Source organism: Enterobacter cloacae complex sp. HYC074_NIDB, from assembly GCF_056673345.1.
Genome location: NZ_CP114214.1, coordinates 2,914,780 through 2,940,840 on the forward strand (window position 1 = coordinate 2,914,780; position 26,061 = coordinate 2,940,840).

The window sequence follows — 26,061 nt, forward strand, 5'->3', positions numbered from 1 at the left end:
CATGAAACGTGTAATCATAGCCGGAACGATCCTGTTGCTCGCTGGGTGCAGTATCAACCGTCAGGCAGAAATCAGCAGTACGGATGCCCCAAACGGAATTGTGCGCCTCGACTATGGCCAGGCCATGCTGCAAAACGCCTGGTCTGATGAGTATGTTAATAACGGTACGGCAACCAAAGCCTGTCAACATATGGGCTACGCCACTGCGTCAGCCTACGGGCAGCCAATTAAAACCTGCACCCTGATCAGCGGTTCACTCTGTCTGAACGAAAGTGTGACCATTCAGTATAAATGTCAGGGATATGCTGTTACCTCTTCCAGCCAGAATCCGTGGTATTAACCGCTACTGCCAGTCACGCTGGCAGTTTATTTAATAAGAACTAAAACAATTCTCATTAATAAATATAAATATCGGCAATGCGTTTTATTCCCATTCGTATTTTTAATAAAGAAATATTTATTTTACTTTTTGCAAATAATTAAATAACAAATTATAGTGTCGCTCATCGTGAACCAGAATTAATAAACCGGAGCTGCACCATGTTAAAAACTGAAATGATCGACAAGCTCAATGCGCAAATGAATCTTGAGCTTTTTTCTTCCCTGCTTTATCAGCAGATGAGCGCCTGGTGCAGCTATCACAGCTTTGAAGGAGCGGCCGCCTTCCTGCGTCGTCATGCCCAGGAAGAGATGACGCACATGCAGCGTCTGTTTGATTACCTGACGGACACCGGCAGCCTGCCGCGTATTGATAACGTGGCATCCCCTTTTGCCGAATACGGCTCTCTTGATGAACTGTTCCGCGCCACCTATGAGCACGAACAGCTGATCACCCAGAAAATTAATGAACTGGCTCATGCCGCCATGACCAGCCAGGATTATCCAACCTTTAATTTTCTTCAGTGGTATGTGGCTGAACAGCACGAAGAAGAGAAGCTGTTTAAATCCGTGCTGGATAAATTATCTCTGGCAGGTAAATCCGGGGAAGGTCTGTACTTCATTGATAAAGAGCTGTCGACGCTCGACACGCAGAATTAACAGAAAAGCGGTGCTGAGTTTTCAGCACCGTTTTATTTAATGACGGCAAATTTTACTTTCGTGAGTGGAAAATCCGTCTGCTGCCGGAATGAATTTTCCGCGCGCCGCCAGAAACGCCACCAGCTCCGCGGCCGTCATCTCTGAAGCTGAACAGGTATGGAAACGCGCCGCTTCGCCAAAGCGGGCATGTATCGCCTCAACCAGACTCTCCTCAGTATACCTCTCACCTGACTCAATCATCATATTCAGCACGTCGTGTCCGTGAATTGACATGGTTACCTCTCGTAAATAAAAAGCAGACTAAACGCTCCCTCCACGGCACGCTTTGCGCTGGCTCAGGTTACCCTTTTCTTTTTGTAAATTAATTTTTACACCCTATGTAACGGTGATTTGACGAGACCGGGCTTTTCCCTTACTCTGCGCCGCAGAATGAGTCGCGGTATGGAAGCGTTGTAGAGGAAAGCGTGAAGAACAGAACTCTGGGAAGTATTTTTATCGTCGCCGGAACGACAATTGGCGCAGGAATGTTGGCCATGCCGTTGGCTGCCGCTGGCGTCGGGTTTGGGGTTACCGTAGTGCTGCTGGGCGGTCTGTGGGCCCTGATGTGTTACACCGCGCTATTATTGCTGGAGGTTTATCAGCATGTCCCTGCCGATACTGGCTTAGGCTCCCTGGCTGCACGCTATCTTGGACGCTACGGGCAGTGGATCACCGGTTTCAGCATGATGTTCCTGATGTACGCCCTGACTGCCGCTTACATCAGCGGCGCCGGAGAGTTGATTGCGTCAAGTATCAATGACGGCTTCGGTGCGTCGCTTTCACCGGAAACAGGCGCCATTGTCTTTACGCTGATTGGTGGCGGCGTGGTTTGCGCGGGCACATCGCTGGTCGATCTGTTTAACCGTTTTTTGTTCAGCGCCAAAATTCTTTTCCTTGTTGTGATGCTGGTGCTGCTGGCACCGCATGTTCACAAGATTAACCTGCTCTCCCTCCCGCTGGAGAAAGGTCTGGCGCTTTCGGCCATCCCGGTTATTTTCACCTCCTTCGGTTTTCACGGCAGCGTACCGAGCATCGTGAGCTATATGAACGGTGATATTCGCAAGCTACGCCGCGTCTTTGTTATCGGCAGCGCCATTCCGTTGATTGCTTACCTGTTCTGGCAGCTGGTAACGCTGGGCAGTATTGATTCCAATACTTTTATCGGCCTGATGGCAGAGCATTCTGGTCTGAATGGATTCCTGGTTGCCCTGCGTAACGTGGTGGCCTCTTCACACGTGGAGCTGGCGGTACATCTGTTTGCAGACCTGGCGCTGGCAACCTCCTTCCTCGGCGTGGCGCTTGGCCTGTTTGACTATATGGCGGATCTGTTCCAGCGGCGCAATACCGTTGCGGGACGCTTACAGACGGGGGCGATGACCTTCCTGCCGCCGCTGGCCTTCGCGCTCTTTTACCCGCGCGGGTTTGTGATGGCGCTGGGGTATGCCGGCGTGGCGTTATCGGTACTGGCCCTGCTGCTGCCTTCCCTGCTGGCGTGGAAGAGCCGCCAGCAACATCCGCAGCAGGGGTATCGCGTAGCGGGCGGTACGCCAATGCTGTTCGTGGTGTTTGGGTGCGGTGTGGCGATTATTCTGGTGCAGATTTTGATTGCAGCGGGGATGCTGCCGGAAGTGGGATAACTTATTTATACAGGTCCTGAGGTACTGTTCCGTTCACCTTAAGATCAACAGAATATAATTTTTTCACAGCATGTGAACGGGATAAGGGGGCCGCGGCGGCCCCCTTATCAATCCCCGCGGCCCCGCGGAAAATCGGTGCTTCGCACTACGCTCACCTCCCGACCATCTGCCTGCGGTCGGCTCAACTCGACATCCTGTCTCGATTCGCCTCTGGCCGCCATCCATGGCGTCCAGCCCTTGTCATCTGGTCTCCGGTTCGCCGATTTTAGCGGGGACTCAACACCCGTGCCCCATTCAGGCCACAGTAATTAATGATTTAATGCAGGCAGCAGCTTTTAAACTTCTTCCCACTCCCGCACGGGCACGGGTCGTTACGCCCCACCTTCGACCCGTTCACGATCGGCTTTTTCGCTTCCGGCTGCTGCGGGTTAGCCACCCAGTAGTTATACAAACGCAGCACCGCAGGCTGAATGCTCTCGATGCTGGCCATATACTCCTCTTCGGTCAGCGCATCCAGCTTCTCGCTGTTCTCTTCCGTCCCGTGCAGGGCAATCACCGCCAGGTCCGCTTCCAGCGCTTCCGGCAGGGATGACCAGTCCGTCAGCGCCACGCCGCGCATGTAGCCATAGCACCACTCTTCCACCACGGTATAGCTCTGACCGTCAACGTCGTTATAGCCAAACAGCGGTTCAAACTGATCCGGGTATTCGCTCAAACGCTCGGCAATATCGTTCATGTGCTTAAAGCAGAGATCGATAAAACGGTTCATCTCACGATCGTTTTTCCAGCGAGGAATATATTTCTCACCACCCCAGACCGCCACCAGCCAGGTGTCGGGCTCCACCACAACGGGACCGGAAAGTACTGCGGTAAGCATGCCGTCCAGTTCGGACACGTCAATCACGGATGCATCGTCGTGACCGTAAGAGATTAATGTCTCTTCCAGCCACGCCATCTCGCTTTCATTTAATGGGCCTTCAGCCATTGCTGATACTCCTGATAAAAAAAACGATCCTGACATATATCGCCGCGCGTGCCTATCTGAAGTTTAGGTCTTTATTGCTGCAAAAACGTGCAAATCGTGACCGTTGCACAACTTATGGGCTTTGTTGTTAAGGAGATGTGATCTCCGCTGTAAATTCATATCATCCCGCAAAGGCGCATAAAACGGCGCTCTATACTCAACGTGTTGTGACCCGGTCAAGGGATTAACCATTCTGGCAACCTTTTTGCTTAATGTTCTGCGCGCTTCGCGGTGCGTGGGATCCTCGCCGTATTAAGCATGAGATTGCTTCTAAAGTGCATTTTGTTCTCGCTCTTGTTTTTGGATTTACGATGCCATCAGGCGTTCGGGTTTATACCTGGTGCAAAAACCTCTTTGCTAAGGAACATAATAATGTCGCTGAAATTTACCAAAACTCCCCTCTCCCTGGTGCTGGCCGGTTGTCTGGTGACGGCCTTTTCCGCGCAGGCCGATATCGTCATCGGCGTGGCCGGGCCGTTCACAGGCCCGAACGCAACCTACGGCGATCAATACTGGCATGGCGCTACGCAGGCGGCGGAAGACATTAACGCCGCCGGCGGGATCAACGGTGAGAAAATCAAACTGGTTCAGGGCGACGACGCCTGCGAGCCCAAACAGGCCGTCGCCGTTGCCAACCGCTTAGTCGATCAGGATAAGGTGAAAGCGGTCGTCGGCCACTTCTGCTCTTCGTCGACCATGCCCGCCTCCGAGGTCTATAGCGATGCCGGGATCCTCTCCATCACTCCCGGCTCAACGAACCCACTGATTACCGAACGTGGCATGAGCGACATATTTCGCATGTGCGGACGTGACGACCAGCAGGGCCAGGTCGCCAGCGATTTTATTCTTGATAAGCTGAAAGCCAAACGGGTGGTCATCATCCACGATAAAGACACCTACGGTCAGGGGCTGGCGGATGCCACTAAAGCGGCGCTGGCGAAACGCGGCGTTAAGGAGGTGATGTACGAAGGGTTGTCCCGCGGGGAGAAAGACTTTAACGCGCTGGTGACCAAAATCGGCGCACAAAAACCGGACGTGGTGTTCTTCGGGGGCTGTCACCCGGAAGCGGGCCCGCTGGTTCGCCAGATGCGTGAACAGGGCGTGCAGGCGAAGTTCTTCTCGGGAGACTGTATCGTCAATGAAGAGATGGTCACCGCCGCCGGTGGGGCACAGTACACCAACGGTATTTACATGACCTTCGGTAAAGATCCGCGCCTGATCCCGGACGGAAAAGCCGTCATCGAGAAATTCCGCACCGGTAAATTTGAACCTGAAGGGTACACCCTCTACGCCTACGCGTCTGTGCAGGCTATCGCGGCGGCATTCAAGGCCACGAAAAGGACGGATTCCGCAAAAGCCAGCGAGTGGCTGAAGGCCAACCCTGTCGACACGGTGATGGGTAAAAAAGCCTGGGACAGCAAAGGTGACCTCAAAGTCTCTGACTACGTGGTCTACCAGTGGGATGACAAAGGCAAATATAAAGAAGTGCCATAACGGGACGGAATCTGCTCAGCGCCGGCAGGTCTGACTGTCGGCGTAACCCTTTATTCAGGTGCGCGACCATGAGTACATTCTTTCTGCAACAATTAATTAATGGCTTAACGCTGGGGTCGGTCTACGGTCTTATCGCCATCGGCTACACCATGGTGTACGGCATCATCGGTATGATCAATTTCGCTCACGGCGAAGTGTATATGATCTCCGCCTATCTCTCGGCCATTGGCCTGGCCCTGCTGGCGTTTTTTGGACTCCACTCCTTTCCGCTGCTGATCCTGGGGACGCTGGTTTTCACCATCGTGGTCACTGGCGTTTATGGCTGGACGATTGAGCGCATCGCCTATAAGCCGCTACGCAACTCGACGCGTCTGGCGCCGCTGATTTCGGCCATCGGGATGTCGTTGATACTGCAAAACTACGTCCAGCTCAGCCAGGGCCCGCGCCAGCAGGGCGTGCCCACCATGCTTGATGGCGTGCTGCGTTTTCACCTTGGCGAAGGGTTTGTCCAGATAACCTATACCAAAGTCTTTATCCTCATCGCCTCGTTCGCGGGCATGCTGGTGCTGACCTGGATTATCAACCGTACCCGCTTAGGACGCATGTGCCGTGCGGTACAGCAGGATCGTAAGATGGCCTCCATCCTGGGTATCAACACCGACAGAATAATTTCGCTGGTGTTTGTTATCGGCGCAGCCATGGCCGGGCTGGCGGGCGTGCTGATCACCATGAATTACGGCACCTTTGATTTTTACGTCGGGTTTGTTATCGGCATCAAGGCCTTTACGGCGGCGGTGCTGGGCGGCATCGGCTCTTTGCCCGGTGCGATGCTTGGCGGGCTGATTCTGGGCGTTGCAGAAGCGCAATTCTCCGGGATGGTGAACTCGGATTATAAAGACGTGTTCTCGTTTGGATTGCTGGTCTTAATTCTGATCTTCCGTCCTCAGGGGCTGCTGGGCCGCCCTGTCGTGGCTAAAGTGTAAGGAACAACGCGATGACCTCTGACGGTTTTTCCCTGAAGCGCTGCATTCTGGACGCAATTTTTTCCGGAATGATCGCCCTGATTATTTTCGGCCCGATTGCGGGTGTGATACTGGATGGTTACAGCTTTACCTTTGACGGCCAGCGGCTGGCGTGGATTGTTGGCACGGTGATGGTGGGACGTTTTTTGCTGAGCGCCTTTTCAGCTACGGCGGCCGGAAGACGTTTACAGACGCGGTTTGAATCCGACAATGCGGGCGTGTATGTCCGGCCGCCGGCGTATAAAAGCCGCATGCGCTGGATCATTCCGCTGATTGTCACGCTGGCGATCTGCTTCCCGTTTGTAGCAACGAAATACCTTCTGACGGTTGCCATTCTCGGACTGATCTACGTCCTGCTCGGTCTTGGGCTGAACATTGTTGTTGGCCTGGCAGGGCTGCTGGATCTGGGTTATGTCGCCTTCTATGCCATCGGCGCTTACGGGCTGGCGCTCGGGTATCAGTATCTGGGGCTTGGGTTCTGGAGCATGCTGCCGCTGGCGGCGCTAATGGCCGCGGGCGCAGGCGCCCTGCTTGGCTTTCCGGTGTTGCGCATGCACGGGGATTATCTCGCCATCGTCACGCTCGGGTTTGGCGAGATCATCCGCCTGGTGCTGAACAACTGGCTTAACTTCACCGGAGGGCCTAACGGCGTTTCAGCCCCTGCCCCAACCTTTTTTGGCCTTGAGTTTGGCCGACGCGCCAAAGAAGGCGGCGTCCCCTTCCACGAGTTCTTCGGCCTGACCTATAACCCCAACATGAAGTTTATTTTCATCTATGCGGTACTTTTCCTGGTAGTCATGCTGGTGCTCTACATTAAACACCGGCTGACCCGAATGCCCATTGGACGGGCGTGGGAAGCGCTCCGTGAGGATGAGATTGCCTGCCGTTCCATGGGGCTGAATCACGTTCTGGTCAAACTCTCGGCCTTCACCCTGGGCGCATCGACGGCAGGTATCGCCGGGGTGTTTTTTGCCACCTACCAGGGGTTTGTTAACCCGACCTCTTTCACCTTTTTTGAATCGGCCCTGATCCTCGCCATTGTGGTCCTGGGCGGGATGGGCTCCACCGTCGGCGTCGTACTGGCCGCCTTTGTGCTGACCGTCACGCCGGAACTGCTGCGCAGCTTTGCGGAATACCGGGTGCTGCTGTTTGGCATGCTGATGGTGGTGATGATGATCTGGCGTCCTCGCGGTCTGATCCGCATCAACCGCAGCGGATTTACCGTGCGTAAAGGAGTGGCGCCATGAACGCAACGATTTTACGTGTAGAACATCTGATGATGCACTTCGGCGGGATCAAGGCCTTAAACGACGTCAATCTTGAGGTGCAGCGCGGCTCCATTACCGCACTCATTGGGCCTAACGGCGCAGGAAAAACGACCGTCTTTAACTGCCTGACCGGTTTCTACCGGGCCTCCGGCGGCAACATTCTGTTCAATGCACGAAATAAAACCACCAATGTCATTCAGGTGCTCGGCCAGAAATTCCAGCCGGGCGACTGGCTCAACCCGGCGCAGCTTGGTCAACGCCTGTTCTATAAAATGTTTGGCGGCACGCATCTGGTGAACCGCGCGGGTCTTGCGCGCACGTTTCAGAACATCCGCCTGTTCCGCGAGATGTCGGTGGTGGAAAACCTGCTGGTGGCACAGCACATGCGCGTCAACCGCAATCTGCTGGCGGGGGTGCTGAATACCCCTGCGTATCGTCGGGCAGAGAACGATGCGCTGGACCGGGCGTTTTACTGGCTGGAGGTGGTGGATCTGGTGGATTGCGCGAACCGTCTGGCCGGGGAAATGTCCTATGGTCAGCAACGACGCCTCGAAATCGCCCGCGCCATGTGTACCGGCCCGGAGATGATTTGTCTCGATGAACCTGCTGCCGGCCTGAACCCGGTGGAGACGCACAAGCTGAGTGAGATCATCCGGTTCCTGTGCGACCACCATGACATCACGGTTTTGCTGATCGAGCATGATATGGGGATGGTGATGGGCATTTCAGATGACATCATTGTGCTCGATCACGGCGATGTAATTGCCAGAGGTAAACCGGCTGAGATTCAGCACAATGAAAAAGTGATTGCCGCGTATCTGGGCACCGACGAAAGCGAGGTAAATCTGTGAGCGAACCGATGCTTCAGTTTCAGGATGTGGATGTTTTCTACGGGGTGATCCAGGCGTTGAAGCAGGTTTCGCTTGAGGTTAACGAAGGGGAAACCGTTGCCCTGATTGGCGCTAACGGCGCGGGGAAGTCAACATTACTGATGTCTGTCTTTGGTCAGCCCCGGATCCGCAACGGGCAGATCCTCTTCTGCGGCGAGGATATCAGCCACAAATCTACCCACTATGTTGCCACCGGCGGCATCGCGCAGGCACCTGAGGGACGACGCATTTTCCCGGATATGTCTGTAGAAGAGAACCTGCTGATGGGGACAATCCCCGTCGGCAATCAGCATGCAGCGGAAGATATGCAAAGCATGTTCGACCTCTTCCCTCGCCTCAAAGAGCGACGTAACCAGCGGGCGATGACGCTTTCAGGCGGTGAACAGCAAATGCTGGCTATCGCCCGCGCGCTGATGAGCCGTCCTAAACTTCTGCTGCTGGATGAACCCAGCCTCGGCCTCGCGCCAATCGTGGTTAAACAGATCTTCCAGACGCTGCGCGAACTGGCCCGTAACGGAATGACGATTTTTCTGGTCGAGCAGAATGCGCACCACGCGCTGAAGTTGTCCGACCGCGGCTATGTGATGGTTAACGGCCAGATTCGGTTAAGCGGCAGCGGCGAGGCGTTGCTGAAGGATCCGGAGGTGAGGAAGGCGTACCTGGGTGGAGTGTGAAACGAAAAGGCTATAGTGAGAAAAACTCACAGTGATTGCCATTATTAATCGTTTTTCTGATGCGACCGCATTCAAATATCATCTTCACGACCCGCCTTTGCGCGGGTCGATAAAACGTTCAGCCGCAAACTGAATAATAATGATAAGAGGATCCGGGGCAAATATGACACTTGATGCGTTATATCAGTTATTGAAAACTGTATTACCACCTGACACCGATTCAGCCGATGATTTACAAGATTTTATGGCCATGCTTATGGCGACGAAACATCACTCTGAGGCTCTGTCACCGTTTGCGCAGCGCGTATACATGCTATCCGTTGCCCATCGCGACCCTAAGCAAGCGGCTGCGCTGATTTCAGCCTGTCATCCTGAAGCAGGAAAGCCCCTTCCGCTGCTCGACTTCTCCGGCTGGCCGGACGTGCGTTACGCCACGTCGGGTGAATTACAGACGCCCGAGACTGAAGAATATTTTCACAGAATTTCGTCTGCCGCCACGCTATTACGCGCGGCAATCATTGACGCTGAGCAACAGAAAAACACGCCAGCATTTTATATTCTGGATAAGGTACTCAGCCTGAACAGCGCTTTGCCAGAACGTTATAAAAAGATGGCAAACATATCTTATTCATAACGGTATTAATAAACCCGACTGTCATCGTATTCCAGATAATCGATATCCAGCGCCGGAACGACCGGGGTATGGTTTTGCAGCCAGGCCAGAAGATGCTGAATGCTCTCTCTTTTGAGTGAATTTTTTGGCCAGACGAGGTAGTAGCCATCCCCCGTCGCAATAGCTTCCCTGAACGGCAGGCCCAGCAGGCCACTTTTCAGGGCATCAAGCGTGAGATGCAGGTCGGCGATAGCGATGCCGTGCCCGTTCATCGCGGCAATACTTCCCTGTTCAAGGGTATCGAACACCATACCGCTGCTCATATCGAGCCCCGGGAACAATCCTGTTCTTCGCAGCCAGCGCCGCCAGTCACGTCTGTCCGGTGAAGGATGGATCAAATCGCATTGCGGAAGCCGTTGCCGGGCCGGTTCGATAAGTGATGGGGTACAAACCGGGATAAGCCATTCATGAAAAAGCAGCTGACTCTCCGTTGTGTCACCAAAACGGCCATTACCAAGAAGGATGGCGCAGTCGTAGGGCTCAAGATTGAAATCAACGGTATCAATGTCCATCCAGACGCTGGCAATCTCAACCTGTGGTTTTGCATGGTTGTTGCGAAAAGATCGCAGCACGTCGAGAAGCCATCTCATGGTCAGGGTGCTGGGTGCTTTTAACCGCAGCAGGTGGTTTTCACTGCGAAATGCCCGGCAGGCCCATTCAATGCTCGTGAAGCTCTCGTTCAGCTGTCCGGCAAGCACTCGCCCGGCTTCAGTGACCTCCACGCGAGGACCTTGCCTTTTGAAAAGCTCGCAGTCGAACCACAGTTCAAGGGTACGAACATGTCTGCTGACCGCACCCGGCGTAATATTGAGCGTTTCAGCGGCTTTACTGAAGGAGTTCAACCGCGCAGCAACTTCAAACGCACGCAGTGCATACAATGGCGGTAAAGACATAACGTCCCTTAAATGAAAATTTCATTATGCTAAAACTTGTTCCGGGGCAACGCCAGCAAGTAAATTATGGAGAAAAACAATGATCCCCAATATACCGAGTCATATCGATAGGGGTCAAAATCGATATGCAAAAAGCTGCGGACAAACTCGTAGCCATTAGCAAAGATGTTTATCTGAACGGCTGCAACAGCGATTACAAACACCATATATGCGATAAATAGCGGGTATTTATGCAGCCTGTTAACTTTTAGTTTCCCGAGATAAAGCAAGAAAAAAATTGCAACAGATACAACAAAATAGACGATGGCAGGCCAAACGGGTGGATGAAGCGAAAATTCTAATTCTTGTGACATAATCAATTCTCTTTAGCTATCTGGTACATCTGCCATCCCGTAATGCTCCCAGTGGTCAAATCCAGCGCCATTGCGGTTTTAGATGCCTCTTGTCAACCGTAGTTCATATCCTGTACGTTCGAGAGCTTGTCGCCGGAGAACAATGTTTTGATCATTTGTTGATACCCTTGCCCAGCCCATTTGCAAGCTCTTCCACTTTTTCTAAGGAAAATCCAAATGAAGTTATCTGCGAAGCTGCCGCAGGGCAATCGATGAAACGGAGATATAAGAATTTACGCGATAAGGAAACGCCCTCGACGCATAATGATCGAAAAATTATGGTTGTGCATGGGTCAGGCACGAAAAATAAGATTTGTTGTCAGGAAGGGGGAATTGCAGGCACAAAAAAACCACCTTTCGGTGGTTTCACGACACTGCTTATTGCTTTGATTATTCTGCGTTTTCCCATGGTAGCCGGAGTGGGACTTGAACCCACACAGCGCGAACGCCGAGGGATTTTAAATTCTACGCAGGATCAATGTGTTACATAGCAGTGTATTGCGAAACTTTGCTGTAGTTGTCCTTCTACTTGACTGTAATTGGCAGTAAATAGATAGACTTGGATTACGCTGAGCACAGAATCAGCACATAGCTTAAACTCACCGTGTGTCACGTTGTATCTGACCACACGGTGGTTTCGTGTTATTCCTACTCGCTTTCGCTCAGACAATAAAAGTACTAACAAAGAATTGATTGGAAGTACCAACTACAAGAATTACTTCTCAATAGATTATTCAAAGTCTCTTGTAGTCGCCACGCAGTGAACCGCCGAAGGTGTGAACGAGTCGCCCCCCGCTACTGGGAGAAACTAAAGTAATCCCTATTGATTCTCATGTACCTCATGCGAAATTCTAATATGTACTAAAAAGGAGAGCCGGAAGGGAAAGAGCAATAACCTATTGAACTATTACCATTCTTTATCTGGTATGATAAGATTTTGACTTTAGTACTACACACATATGGAATAGTAACGCATGAAAAATAATATACCTCTAATTGTTTTAGGTACCACATTATTATCTGGCTGTGCTCCGGGTAGTGTTGCTCCAAAAGTCACAACTCAAGAATATGTGGAACCAATGGTTGGTACAACTAACAAAGCATACATGGGTGATCACATTATAAGGTCAGCTACTGGGTATAAAACTGAATTACTCAAACTTGGTAACGCGTCAGGGTCACTATCGGAAATTAAAGAAGGGACATATTGCCATACCGGAAACAATGTTTATGTAAATCCGATTGATAAGAATTCAATTGGACTTAAAAACTTATATGGCGTAGTTGTTAACTCAGTAAACTATGTAACATATGATAAAGCGAAAAATACAATATCACCGCCTAATGGTACAACATACAATTCGAGTGAAATCTCAATACAATATGTACCAAATGGATTATGTATGGTTAGTGATTCATTTGTAAAGACGATAGAGTATAATGGAAAGTCAGGGAACACATTAAAATTCACATATCGTGAATTCTCTAATAATATGGCGAGATCTGCATATACAACAGACTTTACTTTTGACCTTACTGAAGGAACAAAAGTTGTCGCATATAAAGGTGCTAAAATTAGAATTAACGAGGCAAATAATTCTCTTATAGACTATACAATTGTAAGTGGATTCGATTCAAGAAAAGAATTTTAAGTGTAAATTCTTTGTTCCCCTTTGTTGGTTAAGGGGAACAAATTGTTTGAGTATCATATGTTGATAATATAGCGTATTAGTATGGAATTAAAAATAATCTAGAGTTAATTGCATAGAGATATATTAGATGCGAAATAGCACATACAAACTAGAAAGTAACATATCGATAATAACATTAATCACATTTATGTCATATGCGACATATGTATTTTATAAACTCGGCAACTCTGTTTATTATGGATATCCAATAAGTTTAATATGGATAGATTTCAATTCATTAGTATTAACCCTTGTGCAGAATGCAATTATAATAATTGCAGTTTTTTTGTTGTTAAGAAATGCATATAGAAGTTCGAATACTTTATTTCATCATATTACTATAATTAGTGCTGGAATGATGGCACCTATGCTAATATTGGGTGACATATTATTAGAATGGAAATTCTTTATCATAAACCTGATTTTATTTGTATCAATATTCTTACTAAACAGTTGTCTTAAAAAAATATTCCAGGAAAAATCTAAATCATTTTTTTTCGAAATGGGCTGCATGGACTTTAATAACTTATTTCTTCTTGGCTTTCTATATAGGTAATTATACACCAAATATTTTCAACCACATATATACAGGTGAAGATGAAATAATAATTAGTACAAATGGAAGTGAGGCTCTATTGCTTTCCTGTGATATTGAAGGTAATAAAACAATAAAAATAAAATCTATCTTAGATAAGAAGATACATAGTAAAAGCAACGATATCCTAAATAGCTGCGCGGAATAGTAGATCACTGAAAGGGAACTCAGCCCGGATTGTGCGATCTGATCAATCGCCAAACCAACCAAAATCACCAACCGGACTGAGCGATGCCGATCATAGTACCAATACCCCGTGGCGAACGACGCCTGATGCAGAAAGCTATTCATAAAACGCGTGATAAAAATCATGCCCGCAGGCTCACGGCCATGCTGATGCTTCATCGGGGTGAACGGGTCAGCGATGTTGCCAGAACTCTCTGTTGTGCCCGTTCATCCGTTGGTCGCTGGATTAACTGGTTTACGCACTCAGGTATTGAAGGCCTGAAATCCTTACCCGCAGGGCGCTCCCGACGCTGGCCTTTTGAACATATCTGCACCCTGTTACGTGAGCTGATAAAGCATTCTCCCGGCGATTTTGGTTATCAACGTTCACGCTGGAGCACCGAATTACTGGCAATAAAAATCAATGAGATAACCGGTTGCCAGTTACATGCAGGAACCGTTCGCCGCTGGTTGCCATCTGCGGGGCTTGTATGGCGCAGGGCCGCGCCAACTCTGCGTATCCGTGACCCACATAAAGATGAAAAGATGGCGGTAATCCACAAAGCGCTGGATGAATGCAGCGTAGAGCATCCGGTATTTTATGAAGATGAAGTGGATATCCACCTTAATCCTAAAATCGGTGCGGACTGGCAGTTGCGCGGACAGCAGAAACGGGTAGTGACGCCGGGGCAGAACGAAAAATACTATCTGGCCGGCGCACTGCACAGTGGCACGGGTAAAGTCAGCTACGTGGGCGGCAACAGCAAAAGTTCAGCGCTGTTTATCGCTCTGCTGAAGCACCTGAAAGCCACTTACCGGCGGGCGAAAACAATCACGCTGATCGTTGATAACTACATTATCCATAAAAGCCGCGAAACACAGCGCTGGTTGAAAGCAAATCCCAAGTCCAGGGTAATTTACCAGCCGGTTTACTCGCCGTGGGTGAATCATGTGGAACGGCTATGGCAGGCACTTCATGACACGATAACCCGTAATCATCAGTGCCGCTCAATGTGGCAGTTACTGAAAAAGGTCCGCCATTTTATGGAAACCGCCAGCCCATTCCCCGGAGGAAAACATGGTCAGGCAAAAGTGTAGCGGTATTAGGCGCAGCTATTTAGACGTAAATATGAAAATGCGTTAAATCAGAAAAGCGCGTTAAAGGCCGAGCGAATATAGCAAAAAGTTATATCGGCAAACTCTACGCATTGGCACAATAGGCGAAAAGTAAAAACCTAACCCCAGATGAACGCTACCAACTTCGACAAGAAAAAGTATTGCCTATCTTAGCAAAGTTCAAAGCTTGGCTCGATTCTGTATTCCAACTTATTGATTACAATTAAAAACTGAATGACAATCTAAAAATTAAAGAACCATATTCATAGCCAAGAATCCGACACCTCCAGCCAACACCAAGATACCTAAAACAACTATGGTTCGTAGCCCGCTTATCGATCTTTGCTGAGACTCCACCGCTGCCTCTAACTTGCTTTTCAATTCCGCTAATTGTTTAGCAATGCGGCTATCAATTGCTGTGCAGCCTTGTTCAAACTGATCAGGTGTTACAAACTTCAAGGCTGCAACCTCACGCCTTAGTTTCAACTGTTCATCTTTGATCTGGCCTAGAAGATCATTCAGTGACGTAAGGCGACCGTCAAACTCTTCAAATTTATTCGAGTTCTTCGTAACCAATTCAGCCTGTTCATAAGCTAGACTTGCGAGCGTTGATTTCGCTGCCTCTATCTCAGTTCTTGCATCGTTGACGGCGCTCAACAGGCCATTAAACTCTGCCACTTGCGTCGATTGCTCTTCGAGTGAATCGATTACCCGGTGTAGTTTCTGTATGTCATTCACCAATTAATCCCCTTGTATAGGCTGGTAAGTTTTTCAAGTCTAATTGCTAGTGGAGCTAACAAAGTGTGATAGGAGAACGGATCTCCTAGCTCTTCATTTACCTCCTCAAGAAAATCCAAATCTTCAAATTTCTCATGGACCAAACGAGCAAAGCGGCTTCGCGCATTTTCAGAGAACATTGGCTTTAGCTGCATAGTTTTTCGGACCAGCTCTAGTGCTTCATCCCTATTATCACTGATCAACCGATCAAATGACGATGCCATTCTTCGCTCTCCATCTGCATCATCAAACTCATCGGAAGCTAGTCGCAGCACACCACTCAAGTAGTTCAAGAATGCATTATCTTTGTATGACTCTAGGAATCGAGAAATCTGACCTCGTAGGATCGTCATCTTCTCGCTGCCTACTAGATGTTCCGTGCCCTCTTCTTCATCAGTTTCAAAAAAAACTGATGGCCATAACTTCGCCGATGCAGAATTCTCAGCCATATAGAGCAAAAGTTGGCTCGACTTGTCGTGTCTGAAATAACCCTCCAACTTCTCCTTAAATTCTTTGCCATCCATCCTGCCTTCAGCAAATGAACTACAGTGTTCATAAACGTTCTTCTGTGACTGGCGGCGGTTGTAGACAAAATGGTCATAGGACCAAAGTAAAAGAACAAGAAAGATAAATTGCGATTTATCGATAGACCCTTTTCTCAGCTTGTCGCAGAGAATTTTGTAGTACTGGTTATCACTACTGAACACATCAGCGAGCTTAAACTCAGGATCATACTTTCTGACGGTATGCTCAATTTTCTTTTCCAGGCCTTCTTCCGATAGGCACTGGAACTCGACATAGAGCGTTCCATTAAAAAAGTCTTCGATTACCCAGTCAGAGACAATACCTAATTGAGAAAGACGGTAGATAGCCTTTTCCAATTTAAACTTTTCCGTACCAAACTGCCTGGCAGTAATGATCACCGTGTTGTGTTCCTGATTGTACTTAAAGAATTCGTATACATTTGCCATCAACTTGAACTCATCATTGATTGTGTCCAAGCCGTTTGTCATCAGGAATAGATTTGTGTTCAGGTCGCTATCGCGACTCAATGACTTCACGTACTCCTTCAGATCTTTGACGTTCGTGCTAGCGTCCCAAATCTTGTCGAGAATAGCTGAATTGGGCTCTTTTGTGAGAAGCACATAGCAATCTGCGGGTACTTCCTTGAATAGTTTTTTATCTCGCCCGGCCCTGCCTGCTTCCTGATACAAGGCCTCCATCGACCCAGGTATTCCGAAGTGAATCGTATAGGCAATATTCCCCTTATTCACGCCCATTCCGAATGCCTTAGTGGCAGTAAGTAGGCGGTATTTATTTTCTTTAAATTCGTCTTGAACTTGGCGCTTATACCTATCGAAAGCCTCTCCCTGCAATCCACCCATTTTCGGAGCCGACCCCGAAAAATATCTAACATCCATCTTCAAGAGTGTTGAAATTCGGCCCGCTAAGCTATGACAACCCTTAGCTCCGTTGACGGTAGGTGTGAATATGATCCCCGCCTTATTGCCGTCTTCCCGATCGGAATTCCATTTACCCTCCATTTCAGAAACAAGCTTGACGACTGCATCACCTTTAAGGCCTTTATCGTCGATAACGTGGAATGAGAGTTCCTCGCGAGTGAAGTCCATTGGGGTACGGACAAAATCATCGGGGATATCAAACTCTGTTTGAATATCCTTTAAGACGTTAACTGATGCTGTTGCCGTTAGGCCTATATAACTTGCACTAGGAGCAAACCGTTCGATTGTATTTGCTAGGTTCAGATAAGAAGTCCTGAAATCATGTCCCCACTCAGACAAACAGTGAGCTTCATCGATCACCGCGTAGGCAAATGAGAGATCTAGTCCGATAGCCAACATCTCTTTTCTAAACGCATGGGTTTGGAATCGCTCAGGCGATATGAAAACGAAGAAGTACTTACCACGTCCGAAATCTCTCTGAACTTTGGCCTTCTCTCCTGCCTTCAAATCACTTGTAATAAAATTGCTTCGAGTGAAGCCGATGCTATCCAAATCTGCTTTCTGGTCATACATCAAACTTTTTATCGGGCACACGACAAAGCTAACGGCTGGTTGCAGGACCGCTGACAGCTGGTAACAAATCGACTTACCCGAACCTGTAGGCAGCAATCCTATTGTGCCGTTTTTCGAAAGTGCAGATCCTATGATACCAACCTGCCCTTCCCTGAAATCTACATCCTCTAGGTATGGTAGAAACAGGTTGCTGAGGAAGTATCTCAGCGACTCTCGCTGCTCGCTGCCTGGGCTAAGATCTAGCTTGTAGGTAATGGGGTTACTACATGAAAGCTCGAAAAAGTCATAGTCAATCAATTGACTGGTTTCTATTGAAACAGCATCAGAATCTTCGAAGTTTCGATAGAAATCGAAGTAATCCGTACGTGAATATATGACGTCTTGGTTAACTTGAAAGGAATCGTCATAACGCTCCAGTAAGCTGAAGTCGATGAATATATTTTCACCAGACCGTTCGCTCGGAAGCTCATCTGATTCGATCAGCGCAACCTCAATTCGCTTTTCTTCAATGCCGATGAGACGAAAGATATTCGATAACAAATCGTTCAGGTCGTCCAGTGCCGCTTCAGCAAAATCAGTTCCATCACGATTGACTATGAATAGTTTTTTCAACTCCCCTAGTCTGATCTGACCTCGTTCAAGAAGCTCTAATAACAGTATCTGGAAACGCAACGCCGAGGTCAGCCTCAATCGCGAGTCAGTAACATCGACTCCATTTTCATAAGCCTCTTGGTAATTCAATAAAGAAATACCATTAGGAGGCGTTAGGACACCATTTCGCTCTAGACTATCAACGATCTGAATTTGAGAAATAATCGAATTTATCTTACTGATAAATGACTGATTCTCAGATGCCACTTCTTGAACAGTGAAACGAACTGTCTTCAGTCCCAAGGTTTCAGTAAACGCATCCCTCATCTCATCTAAATGCTGAGAATTTTGGTGCTGTTGACCATCTATCTCAATAATTAAACCAACTTGAGGAATGTAAAAATCTACCTGTCGGTTCTGGAATTGTTCAACGTAGACCTGAGTCATATCGTAAATCTGAACTTCAGGGAGCATTAGTTGTTTTACAAAAATGTACTCACCGAAATACTTTGGAATCAGCTCATCAAAAAACCTTTTCGCTGGGTAGTACCCAGAATGCTTGTTGCCTCGAATCAATCTATTCCAAAAAACTGGCTTATCTGACACAAGAGCCTGAGCTGATGTATTAAGACCGCTCTTCTCCAGTTCAATGCCAAATGCCTTCCTCAGTTTCCGCGAGGCTATTGTTGGCTTCCCTCTCTGAAGCATATTCTTAAGAACTTGAATTGCTGCAAATAGCTGTCCAGACGCCGTTTCAGACGAGATAGAATACTGGAGAAGATTGTGGAAAATGAAGTTATGGTTGGTTCTCGCGTAGTTAGCAGAAAACTTCTTGCTTACAAGCCTGCTACTAGACTTCGACCTGACATGTCTAGATAGTTCACTTTCGTCCGCCAGCGAGTCGATGATTGGGTTGTACAAATCTGAAAACAGTTGGTTATTGTGTTGTTGTTCTTGGCTGTCAGTGCCTAGCTCCAATCTATAGAGAGTTTTAACCAACGTAAAAATGTAAATACTTGAATTCGGAAAAGCTTGAGATAGACAGCGTGTTATCTCATCAGTTGTAGCCCCCGAAGTTAATACGTCGTCAACGATCAGAAATGTCGGATTTGAATTAGCTTCTATTGAATCAAAATCGGCTTTATAGGCACCTCTGACCTGGTGGAGTCTTTGTGCTGCAGTGCAATTAGTCGATTTATCTAATACGTGATCTTTCTCTAATATCTTAGGTTGGTAAGAAGCCCCTAAAGCAACAGCCAGCGATTTGCCCAAGGTATCTAATGCTTTATCGCCATCTTCAGCCCTAAGCTCAGCGTGACCTAACGCTCGAACAACTATATCTATGGCTGGGAATGAAGGAGCTAGCTCAACAGTCTTGTTAACCCAGCGGCGAACAGAAGTATTCTTGTTATCTTTGAAAGACCAAACTTCCTGTTTGATACCATCTAAATAGAATCCCAGATGAAGTTTATTCCCAGATTGTATTAACTCAGAACGTCCAGTTCTTGCGGAGCTCCGCGTCGAGTTTTTTCCAATAAGCTCGGTGAGACCGCTTATTCCCTTATGTGACGAATCGATCTCCGAGGCAGAACCCCAATCTACTGAGAAAAACTCAACTCCTGCATTGGAAGCAGCGTCTCGATCTAGGTTACTATCTCCTAAATAAATTGACTCGTCGGCGCTAACACCGAAGTACTCGAGAATACGAGTAACGCCCTCAGGGCTCGGCTTATGCTGAGTTACATCATGGTAGGCTACTACATAATCAACAGTGATACTGAAGTGTTTGAGTAGCCCCTGAACGTAGTTCGAAGGCGCATTCGAGAAGATAGCAACCTTGATTCCAACCGACCGAGCCGTTGTAACAAGGCCGACAACGTCCTGATAGATGACACAACCATTAAAGTACCTGGGTATGTCTCTCCATCGGCCAGCTGACCGAAGTGGTTCGAGGCTTGATGTATCAATAAGCGTGTCATCAAGATCGAGGACGATGACCTTTATCACAGCAGGCCACCTTTTGCTTTCAACGACCTAAATGAACTCGCGATATCTTCTAATTGAAGACGAATATCTTCATAAGATTCGCTCGTGTAGGGTATCGCCCTCCCTTCGTTAACTAGCTGTTGAGTTCCTGAAATTGCCTTGATAGTAAGATCTGGATACTTAGCTTTATGTGCGTCAGGAACGAAGACAGGACGCATCATAGAGATAGCAGATTTGACTGCGTGCATCGTCCCACCATCTATCGAAGTTTCAATAGCAAAGACGGCAGTAGATAAACCTGCTTGTATCCTGTCTCGCTTAGCAAAGAACGCAGGTATTGCTTTGGTTCCTGGTGCATTCTCTGCAACTAGAAGTCCGCCCTCGTCCAATATTTCCTTAGCGAGTTCCCGATTACTTGCGGGAGAAATAGACTCCACATCGACAAGAACAGAAATCGTTGGTGTTTTGGCGTCTAATGCCGCGCGATGAGCAATTGTATCGATACCCAGTGCAAGTCCACTGACTATCGTGAAGCCATAAGTCGCAAACTTTTGAATAGTTTTAATCGTTATGGTTTCCCCCTTGGGGGTGTTTTCACGAGTGCCTACAACCGCTAATGAAAGCCTATTATCTAAGAGGTTCAGATTGCCTTTGCAGTATAGAAAAGGAGGAGGTTTCGGGAGACCGTATAACGCAATTGGATAGGTTTTCGTACCGAAGAGAACAATCTCAACACCTTTATTTTTGAACGAATCAATCTCAGCTTGTACTTCGACCCTGAGAGCTTGGAAGTTCGCAGTATCTAAGAAGCTTTCGAGAGTTGCTCGAGATTTACCGTTTGATATTTTTAGATTGGAGGAGTGGTGTGCCAGTTCTTCGAGTGTTGCCACTCCGCTATACGCTGAAAACTTTAAGATGGACAGAACAGTTTCATCACCAACGTTCATTAGCCTCTTGACAACAAGAGCATCTACTATGTTCACATCCACTCCAAAAACACAACAAATTCTAGTCCATTAACCACAAATTTACTTGTATTCGACCGAAAACACAATAAAGTCAATCTCTATAAGTAGATATACCCCACGGCAAGTGTTGTGGTCAACTAAAACTGGCCACCGCGTTAGAGTTTTTCCAGTATCGGTTTTCTGATTCGTTTGGTGGTAACCCACCATGGTAATGACTCCAACTTATTGATAGTGTTTTATGTTCAGATAATGCCCGATGACTTCGTCATGCAGCTCCACCGATTTTGAGAACGACAGCGACTTCCGTCCCAGCCGTGCCAGGTGCTGCCTCAGATTCAGGTTATGCCGCTCAATTCGCTGCGTATATCGCTTGCTGATTACGTGCAGCTTTCCCTTCAGGCGGGATTCATACAGCGGCCAGCCATCCGTCATCCATATCACCACGTCAAAGGGTGACAGCAGGCTCATAAGACGCCCCAGCGTCGCCATAGTGCGTTCACCGAATACGTGCGCAACAACCGTCTTCCGGAGCCTGTCATACGCGTAAAACAGCCAGCGCTGGCGCGATTTAGCCCCGACGTATCCCCACTGTTCGTCCATTTCCGCGCAGACGATGACGTCACTGCCCGGCTGTATGCGCGAGGTTACCGACTGCGGCCTGAGTTTTTTAAGTGACGTAAAATCGTGTTGAGGCCAACGCCCATAATGCGGGCAGTTGCCCGGCATCCAACGCCATTCATGGCCATATCAATGATTTTCTGGTGCGTACCGGGTTGAGAAGCGGTGTAAGTGAACTGCAGTTGCCATGTTTTACGGCAGTGAGAGCAGAGATAGCGCTGATGTCCGGCAGTGCTTTTGCCGTTACGCACCACCCCGTCAGTAGCTGAACGGGAGGGACAGCTGATAGAAACAGAAGCCACTGGAGCACCTCAAAAACACCATCATACACTAAATCAGTAAGTTGGCAGCATCACCGACAAATGAGCCCATTGGAATAAGTTAGAAACTACATATCTGCCAACAACATCCCAGCCATACCATCCAGTCGCTTCTTAACCTTTTCCCAGCCCGGCATAACCTGCCCCATCAAGCGGTAAAACTCCTCACTATGGTTGTGCTCAGCAACATGACATAACTCATGTAGCAAGACATAATCGATACATTCTGAGGATGCCTTAACCAGCCATGGATTCAGGGTCAGACAGCCTTTTGCAGAGCAGTTGCCCCATTGCGTTTGCATCGCCCGCAGACGTATCGGAGGACGCTCACTGACCCAAAGGGTCTGCGGAATCAGTAAATCAAGCCTGCGCTGAAAAACATCTCTGGCACGTTCCCGATACCATTCAGCCAGCAAGGCTTTAATCTTTTCTGCCGATTTGTGTCTGACAGTCACTTCCAGACGCCCACGCAACATTTTCACTCGTTGCGGCACAGTAGCGTCTTCTGTCACTTTCAACTGATATTGCTTACCGAGATAATAATGGCTTTCTCCGCTGACATACTGACGCGGAACAATGTGTGTCTGTTGCTCCCTGAAATCACGCAGTTGCTGGTATATCCAGCGCCCACGTTTTTTCAGCGCAGACAATACCTCGTGCTCCGGTGTTTCAGGCGGTACAGAGGCCACAACCCGGCAGTCGGGATGCACCTTGATGAGCACCCTGCCCTTTACGACCTGACGCGGAACACACTTTACGACGATGACCTCATCACCATAGACAATGCGTAACGCTTTCATTGATGGCGATTCTTTTTCACTCATGATTTCATCAAACCAACGCGCAGTATCTGGATGATGGTTTCCACAATACGGTTAACCTGATTCATTCCGGCACCAATTTCCCGGCAGGCCGTAAACAGCAGTGGTAGCAGACTTGTCTTAACGACTTTCTCAATGTCCTGGGGGTTCAGGGAGTTTTCTGCCACCGCTCTAACGATAATGCTGTCCACTTCAAAAGCCAGCTTCGTCCACTTATCCTGCACCTGAACGTCTTTTACCACAAAAACCTCAGGTAGCTCTTTTTTAAATACACCGTAATACGCCTGAGCATGCTTGTTTACCGCCAGTGCATCCGGGATATCGCTGAGCTTACGGGCTTCAACCTGTTCTTCAAACTCACGGAATAAGAGGTACTGCTTAAGTGGATGGTCGAACAGTTTTTCAGCCTCTTCGATTGCCATACGCAGGAGTCTGGAAAAGGCCTCCTGAGCATACGGATCATCACGCAGCTCCTGCTCAATCATCTTCGTCACACGGGTTTTAATGATGTCGGTTTCATTGCGGGTTTTATTGTTGTCCCACTCTTCGGGCTTTTCGCTCTTACCCATTTTACCGACTTCATACACGCCATCCGGTTCACGAACCTCAACGCCGGTGACATGCTTATCCAGCAGTTTTTTCACCTGCTCGGCGTAGTCGTCATAATTGACCTGCTCTCCACTGACCTGCATCGCCCACTGGCGCAGGCTGGACATCTGTTTTACGGTTTCTTTATAGAGGTTTCGGTCTTGTTCCGTAAAGCTCTTGTCGGTGAAGAAGGTGGCGGACTGCAGTGCCACTTTCAGGCATCCGGCAAAGGCCGTTAACGCCTCGAAGAAATCATCACGGGTTTTCTGATGGATATCGACCATCTCTCCGTCACGTTCTTCCATTTTAGGCACCAGTACCGCACGTAACTGCTCAGTATCATTTTTGTTTTTGACACCAGCAAATATGGCCCACAGCTGGTTATACAGATGCGGCAGGCGCTTGTATTCAGAGCTCATGGCGCTGTACAGCCCGTCAATATCTTTGATATCGTATCCGCCCTGAGTTCGGGAGGCGAGGTCCTGATATTTGCCGATAGTCGTGTCCAGCTCAGCCAGAATACCGCGATAATCAATCAGCAGACCGAACTTTTTCAGTGGATGCAGTCGGTTCACCCGCGCAATCGCCTGGATAAGGTTGTGGGACTTAAGCGGCTTGTCGATATACAGCACGGTATTCTTCGGCTCATCAAACCCGGTGAGCAGTTTATCAACGACTATCAGCAATTTGAGCTTCTCATCGGTATCGAAACGACTGATGATATTGCGGGTATACACAGACTCATCCTGCGTGCCGACGTTATCTTTCCACCATTTCGTCACTTCCGGCAGTTTGCTTTCATCCACCTCAGTATTCCCTTCCCGGGTATCCGGCGGGCTGATAACTACAGCTGACTCAAACAACCCGGCTTCATCAAGATACTTTTTATATTTGATGGCGGAAATCTTGCTGTCGCAGGCAAGCTGGCCTTTCAGTCCCTCATCAATATTCTTCGAGAAGTGCGTGGCGATATCGAGTGCGATCAGACGGATGCGATCATCTGCACTATAAACCTCACCTTTACGGGCATATTTACGCTTAAGGTCGGCTTTTTGCGCTTCGCTTAACCCATCGGTAATACGATCAAACCAGGCATCTATTGCCCGATCGTTAACCTCAAGGTCGGGAATACGTTCTTCATACAGCAAAGGTGTAACGGCTTTATCTTCTACCGCTCGCTGCATGGTATAAGCGTGGACAATCGGTCCGAATTTATTGGTGGTCTTATCTTCTTTTAGCAATGGCGTACCAGTAAATGCCACAAAGGCGGCGTTCGGCAGTGCCAGTTTCATTCGCACATGGTTCTCACCACCCTGGCTACGGTGTCCTTCATCAATCAGAACGATGATATCGGGGCTGGTATTGACGCATTCAGGAAGTTTTGTCGCTGAATTAAATTTCTGGATTAGGGTGAAAATGATGCGTTCTTTACCGGAGCCAATCTGTTTCGCCAGCATCTGCCCGGATGTCGCCATTGCATTGGCTTTGTCTTTTTTCCCGGCCAACTCGCCGCCGGATGCAAAGGTACTGCTGAGCTGTTCTTCAAGATCGATACGGTCCGTCACCACCACGATACGACACCGCTTCAGGCTGTCATGAAGAATCAGCGCCTTGCTGAGGAACACCATGGTGTACGATTTGCCAGAGCCGGTGGTATGCCAGATAACACCACCTTCCCTGCCCCCATCGGGTCTGCGGGTACTGATGCGCTCCAGCAGTCTTTTAATACCGAACACCTGCTGATAGCGGGCGACAATTTTCCCGGTCTTTTTATCAAACAGAGTGAAGAAGCGGGTCATCTCCAGCAGACGTTCCGGCGAAAGCAGGCTGATGAGCAGTTTGTCCTGTCCACTGACAGCCAGTTCACCGGCGGCGATTAACTGTTGGTACCAGTTGAGATCGGCTGATGGACGATGATCAAACAACGCATGAATTTGTTCAGTCGATAAAGGATGGTTGCGCAGAGCATACATCTGCGCATCGGTAATATCTTCTTCGCGCCATGCCGCCCAGAATTTCATTGGCGTATGGCATGTACCGTAGCGCCCGTCATGACCGTTAATCGAAAGTAATAACTGGCTGTAGACAAACAGCTGCGGGATTTCATCGTTGAACTGGTTGCGGATACTCTGGGATATCCCCTCGTCAATGGTTGGCCCTTTCTTGCCATGACCAGCCGGGCTTTTCGCTTCAATAACAGCCAGCGGGATACCATTAACAAAGCAGACAATATCTGGCCTCCGGGTTTCAACACCACCTGACCGCAATACCGTAAATTCTTCAGTAAAGTGGAACTGGTTATTTTCCGGATGTTCCCAGTCGATCAGCGCAATGGTGGGGTTCACCTTTTTGCCATCGACAAACTCCGTAACGGCGATCCCGTAAAGCAGATGGTTATACATCCGCTCATTGGCTTTCAGCAGCCCTTCATTCAGCGCCGGAGAACAGACCTGTGATATCAGGTTATCCAGCGCTTTTTCCGATAAGCGGCATGTTTTACCGCCCGCCATAAAGGAACGCTTCGACAGCTCTTCACGCAGAACCGGACGCAGCACCACCTCATCCTGTTTATAGCCCCGGTAATCCATAATCTGTTTCGGAGATAAAAACGTCCAGCCGAGGCTGGTCAGTAACGTCAGTGCCGGAATTTTGGCGCTGTATTCTTCCTGGAATTTTGGCGTGTACGTCTGGTTCATCATTAATCCTTTTCTTTCTGGCGCTACTCGCTACTGGTCACATGAAGAT

The 26,061-nt window shown here is 48.6% G+C and carries 22 protein-coding genes; 12 read left to right on the top strand and 10 right to left on the bottom strand.

Annotated features, from left to right (window positions below; genetic code table 11):
* Position 1: 1 nt before the first annotated feature.
* Both yecR and ftnA read left to right on the top strand, forming a co-directional pair.
* Positions 2-340 (top strand): YecR family lipoprotein, encoded by a 339-nt coding sequence (gene yecR / locus O1724_RS14200; protein WP_045329919.1) that lies wholly within the window; start codon positions 2-4, stop codon positions 338-340.
* 200 nt (positions 341-540) lie between these two features.
* Entirely contained in the window at positions 541-1,038 is a 498-nt protein-coding gene (ftnA, locus tag O1724_RS14205; RefSeq protein ID WP_003859676.1) for a non-heme ferritin, read from the top strand.
* Positions 1,039-1,074: 36 nt separating this feature from the next.
* Here ftnA and O1724_RS14210 read toward each other — a convergent pair whose 3' ends face one another.
* Positions 1,075-1,311 (bottom strand): YecH family metal-binding protein, encoded by a 237-nt coding sequence (locus O1724_RS14210; protein ID WP_003859673.1) that lies wholly within the window; start codon positions 1,309-1,311, stop codon positions 1,075-1,077.
* 191 nt (positions 1,312-1,502) lie between these two features.
* Here O1724_RS14210 and tyrP point away from each other — a divergent pair, with 191 nt between their 5' ends.
* Positions 1,503-2,714, top strand: a complete 1,212-nt coding sequence (gene tyrP / locus O1724_RS14215; protein WP_126297001.1) for a tyrosine transporter TyrP — start codon at positions 1,503-1,505, stop codon at positions 2,712-2,714.
* A gap of 316 nt (positions 2,715-3,030) precedes the next feature.
* On the opposite strand, the gene O1724_RS14220 is transcribed toward tyrP, so the two are convergent.
* Positions 3,031-3,699, bottom strand: coding sequence for a YecA/YgfB family protein (locus O1724_RS14220; protein WP_063855810.1), 669 nt, complete (start codon positions 3,697-3,699; stop codon positions 3,031-3,033).
* Positions 3,700-4,110: 411 nt separating this feature from the next.
* Here O1724_RS14220 and O1724_RS14225 point away from each other — a divergent pair, with 411 nt between their 5' ends.
* From O1724_RS14225 to O1724_RS14250, 6 genes are all read left to right on the top strand, one after another.
* Positions 4,111-5,232 (top strand): branched-chain amino acid ABC transporter substrate-binding protein, encoded by a 1,122-nt coding sequence (locus tag O1724_RS14225; RefSeq protein WP_126297002.1) that lies wholly within the window; start codon positions 4,111-4,113, stop codon positions 5,230-5,232.
* Between the two features lie 68 nt (positions 5,233-5,300).
* Positions 5,301-6,215 (top strand): ABC transporter permease subunit, encoded by a 915-nt coding sequence (locus O1724_RS14230; RefSeq protein ID WP_003859667.1) that lies wholly within the window; start codon positions 5,301-5,303, stop codon positions 6,213-6,215.
* An 11-nt stretch (positions 6,216-6,226) separates the two neighbouring features.
* The gene (gene livM, locus O1724_RS14235) at positions 6,227-7,501 is read left to right on the top strand and encodes a high-affinity branched-chain amino acid ABC transporter permease LivM (RefSeq protein ID WP_045329924.1); all 1,275 of its coding nucleotides are present in this window, start codon (positions 6,227-6,229) and stop codon (positions 7,499-7,501) included.
* Entirely contained in the window at positions 7,498-8,373 is an 876-nt protein-coding gene (locus tag O1724_RS14240) for an ABC transporter ATP-binding protein (RefSeq protein WP_126297003.1), read from the top strand. Before livM ends, O1724_RS14240 begins: the two co-directional genes overlap by 4 nt.
* The gene (locus O1724_RS14245) at positions 8,370-9,086 is read left to right on the top strand and encodes an ABC transporter ATP-binding protein (RefSeq protein ID WP_003859661.1); all 717 of its coding nucleotides are present in this window, start codon (positions 8,370-8,372) and stop codon (positions 9,084-9,086) included. Before O1724_RS14240 ends, O1724_RS14245 begins: the two co-directional genes overlap by 4 nt.
* A gap of 163 nt (positions 9,087-9,249) precedes the next feature.
* Complete coding sequence (locus tag O1724_RS14250) at positions 9,250-9,720, top strand: hypothetical protein (RefSeq protein WP_023314369.1); 471 nt, start codon at positions 9,250-9,252, stop codon at positions 9,718-9,720.
* A gap of 5 nt (positions 9,721-9,725) precedes the next feature.
* On the opposite strand, the gene O1724_RS14255 is transcribed toward O1724_RS14250, so the two are convergent.
* Positions 9,726-10,652, bottom strand: coding sequence for a LysR substrate-binding domain-containing protein (locus tag O1724_RS14255; RefSeq protein WP_022651459.1), 927 nt, complete (start codon positions 10,650-10,652; stop codon positions 9,726-9,728).
* 29 nt (positions 10,653-10,681) lie between these two features.
* Positions 10,682-11,005 carry a hypothetical protein gene (locus tag O1724_RS14260; protein WP_003859653.1) on the bottom strand — a complete coding sequence of 108 codons (324 nt, stop codon included), beginning with the start codon at positions 11,003-11,005 and terminating at the stop codon, positions 10,682-10,684.
* A gap of 89 nt (positions 11,006-11,094) precedes the next feature.
* Here O1724_RS14260 and O1724_RS14265 point away from each other — a divergent pair, with 89 nt between their 5' ends.
* From O1724_RS14265 to O1724_RS14275, 3 genes are all read left to right on the top strand, one after another.
* The gene (locus O1724_RS14265) at positions 11,095-11,535 is read left to right on the top strand and encodes a hypothetical protein (RefSeq protein ID WP_176691010.1); all 441 of its coding nucleotides are present in this window, start codon (positions 11,095-11,097) and stop codon (positions 11,533-11,535) included.
* 483 nt (positions 11,536-12,018) lie between these two features.
* Entirely contained in the window at positions 12,019-12,696 is a 678-nt protein-coding gene (locus O1724_RS14270; protein ID WP_126297004.1) for a hypothetical protein, read from the top strand.
* 865 nt (positions 12,697-13,561) lie between these two features.
* Complete coding sequence (locus O1724_RS14275) at positions 13,562-14,593, top strand: IS630-like element ISEc33 family transposase (protein ID WP_414539886.1); 1,032 nt, start codon at positions 13,562-13,564, stop codon at positions 14,591-14,593.
* Between the two features lie 267 nt (positions 14,594-14,860).
* Here the strand turns inward: O1724_RS14275 and O1724_RS14280 are convergent, their stop codons facing one another.
* The 6 genes from O1724_RS14280 to O1724_RS14305 all read right to left on the bottom strand — a co-directional run bounded on the left by O1724_RS14280 (position 14,861) and on the right by O1724_RS14305 (position 26,012).
* Positions 14,861-15,349, bottom strand: a complete 489-nt coding sequence (locus O1724_RS14280; RefSeq protein ID WP_032469931.1) for a hypothetical protein — start codon at positions 15,347-15,349, stop codon at positions 14,861-14,863.
* Positions 15,346-20,022: a RecQ family ATP-dependent DNA helicase gene (locus O1724_RS14285; protein WP_126297007.1), complete on the bottom strand. Its 4,677-nt coding sequence runs from the start codon at positions 20,020-20,022 to the stop codon at positions 15,346-15,348. Before O1724_RS14285 ends, O1724_RS14280 begins: the two co-directional genes overlap by 4 nt.
* Positions 20,019-20,948, bottom strand: coding sequence for a DNA-processing protein DprA (locus O1724_RS14290; RefSeq protein WP_045896958.1), 930 nt, complete (start codon positions 20,946-20,948; stop codon positions 20,019-20,021). The genes O1724_RS14285 and O1724_RS14290 overlap by 4 nt, the downstream gene beginning before the upstream one ends.
* 243 nt (positions 20,949-21,191) lie before the next feature.
* A protein-coding gene (locus tag O1724_RS14295; RefSeq protein WP_252061407.1) for an IS1-like element IS1A family transposase occupies positions 21,192-21,889 on the bottom strand; the annotation gives its coding sequence in 2 pieces (ribosomal slippage) (positions 21,192-21,640 and positions 21,640-21,889; 699 coding nt in all).
* Positions 21,890-21,975: 86 nt separating this feature from the next.
* Positions 21,976-22,731, bottom strand: coding sequence for a M48 family metallopeptidase (locus O1724_RS14300; protein ID WP_126297408.1), 756 nt, complete (start codon positions 22,729-22,731; stop codon positions 21,976-21,978).
* Positions 22,728-26,012, bottom strand: coding sequence for a type I restriction endonuclease subunit R (locus O1724_RS14305; RefSeq protein ID WP_126297409.1), 3,285 nt, complete (start codon positions 26,010-26,012; stop codon positions 22,728-22,730). The genes O1724_RS14300 and O1724_RS14305 overlap by 4 nt, the downstream gene beginning before the upstream one ends.
* Positions 26,013-26,061: the final 49 nt, after the last annotated feature.

Coding starts and splice junctions, on each gene's coding strand:
- yecR (WP_045329919.1), top strand. CDS start 2: ATGAAACGTGTAATCATAGCCGGAACGATCCTGTTGCTCGCTGGGTGC.
- ftnA (WP_003859676.1), top strand. CDS start 541: ATGTTAAAAACTGAAATGATCGACAAGCTCAATGCGCAAATGAATCTT.
- O1724_RS14210 (WP_003859673.1), bottom strand. CDS start 1,311: ATGTCAATTCACGGACACGACGTGCTGAATATGATGATTGAGTCAGGT.
- O1724_RS14220 (WP_063855810.1), bottom strand. CDS start 3,699: ATGGCTGAAGGCCCATTAAATGAAAGCGAGATGGCGTGGCTGGAAGAG.
- O1724_RS14225 (WP_126297002.1), top strand. CDS start 4,111: ATGTCGCTGAAATTTACCAAAACTCCCCTCTCCCTGGTGCTGGCCGGT.
- O1724_RS14230 (WP_003859667.1), top strand. CDS start 5,301: ATGAGTACATTCTTTCTGCAACAATTAATTAATGGCTTAACGCTGGGG.
- livM (WP_045329924.1), top strand. CDS start 6,227: ATGACCTCTGACGGTTTTTCCCTGAAGCGCTGCATTCTGGACGCAATT.
- O1724_RS14240 (WP_126297003.1), top strand. CDS start 7,498: ATGAACGCAACGATTTTACGTGTAGAACATCTGATGATGCACTTCGGC.
- O1724_RS14250 (WP_023314369.1), top strand. CDS start 9,250: ATGACACTTGATGCGTTATATCAGTTATTGAAAACTGTATTACCACCT.
- O1724_RS14255 (WP_022651459.1), bottom strand. CDS start 10,652: ATGTCTTTACCGCCATTGTATGCACTGCGTGCGTTTGAAGTTGCTGCG.
- O1724_RS14260 (WP_003859653.1), bottom strand. CDS start 11,005: ATGTCACAAGAATTAGAATTTTCGCTTCATCCACCCGTTTGGCCTGCC.
- O1724_RS14270 (WP_126297004.1), top strand. CDS start 12,019: ATGAAAAATAATATACCTCTAATTGTTTTAGGTACCACATTATTATCT.
- O1724_RS14275 (WP_414539886.1), top strand. CDS start 13,562: ATGCCGATCATAGTACCAATACCCCGTGGCGAACGACGCCTGATGCAG.
- O1724_RS14290 (WP_045896958.1), bottom strand. CDS start 20,948: ATGAACGTTGGTGATGAAACTGTTCTGTCCATCTTAAAGTTTTCAGCG.
- O1724_RS14300 (WP_126297408.1), bottom strand. CDS start 22,731: ATGAGTGAAAAAGAATCGCCATCAATGAAAGCGTTACGCATTGTCTAT.
- O1724_RS14305 (WP_126297409.1), bottom strand. CDS start 26,012: ATGAACCAGACGTACACGCCAAAATTCCAGGAAGAATACAGCGCCAAA.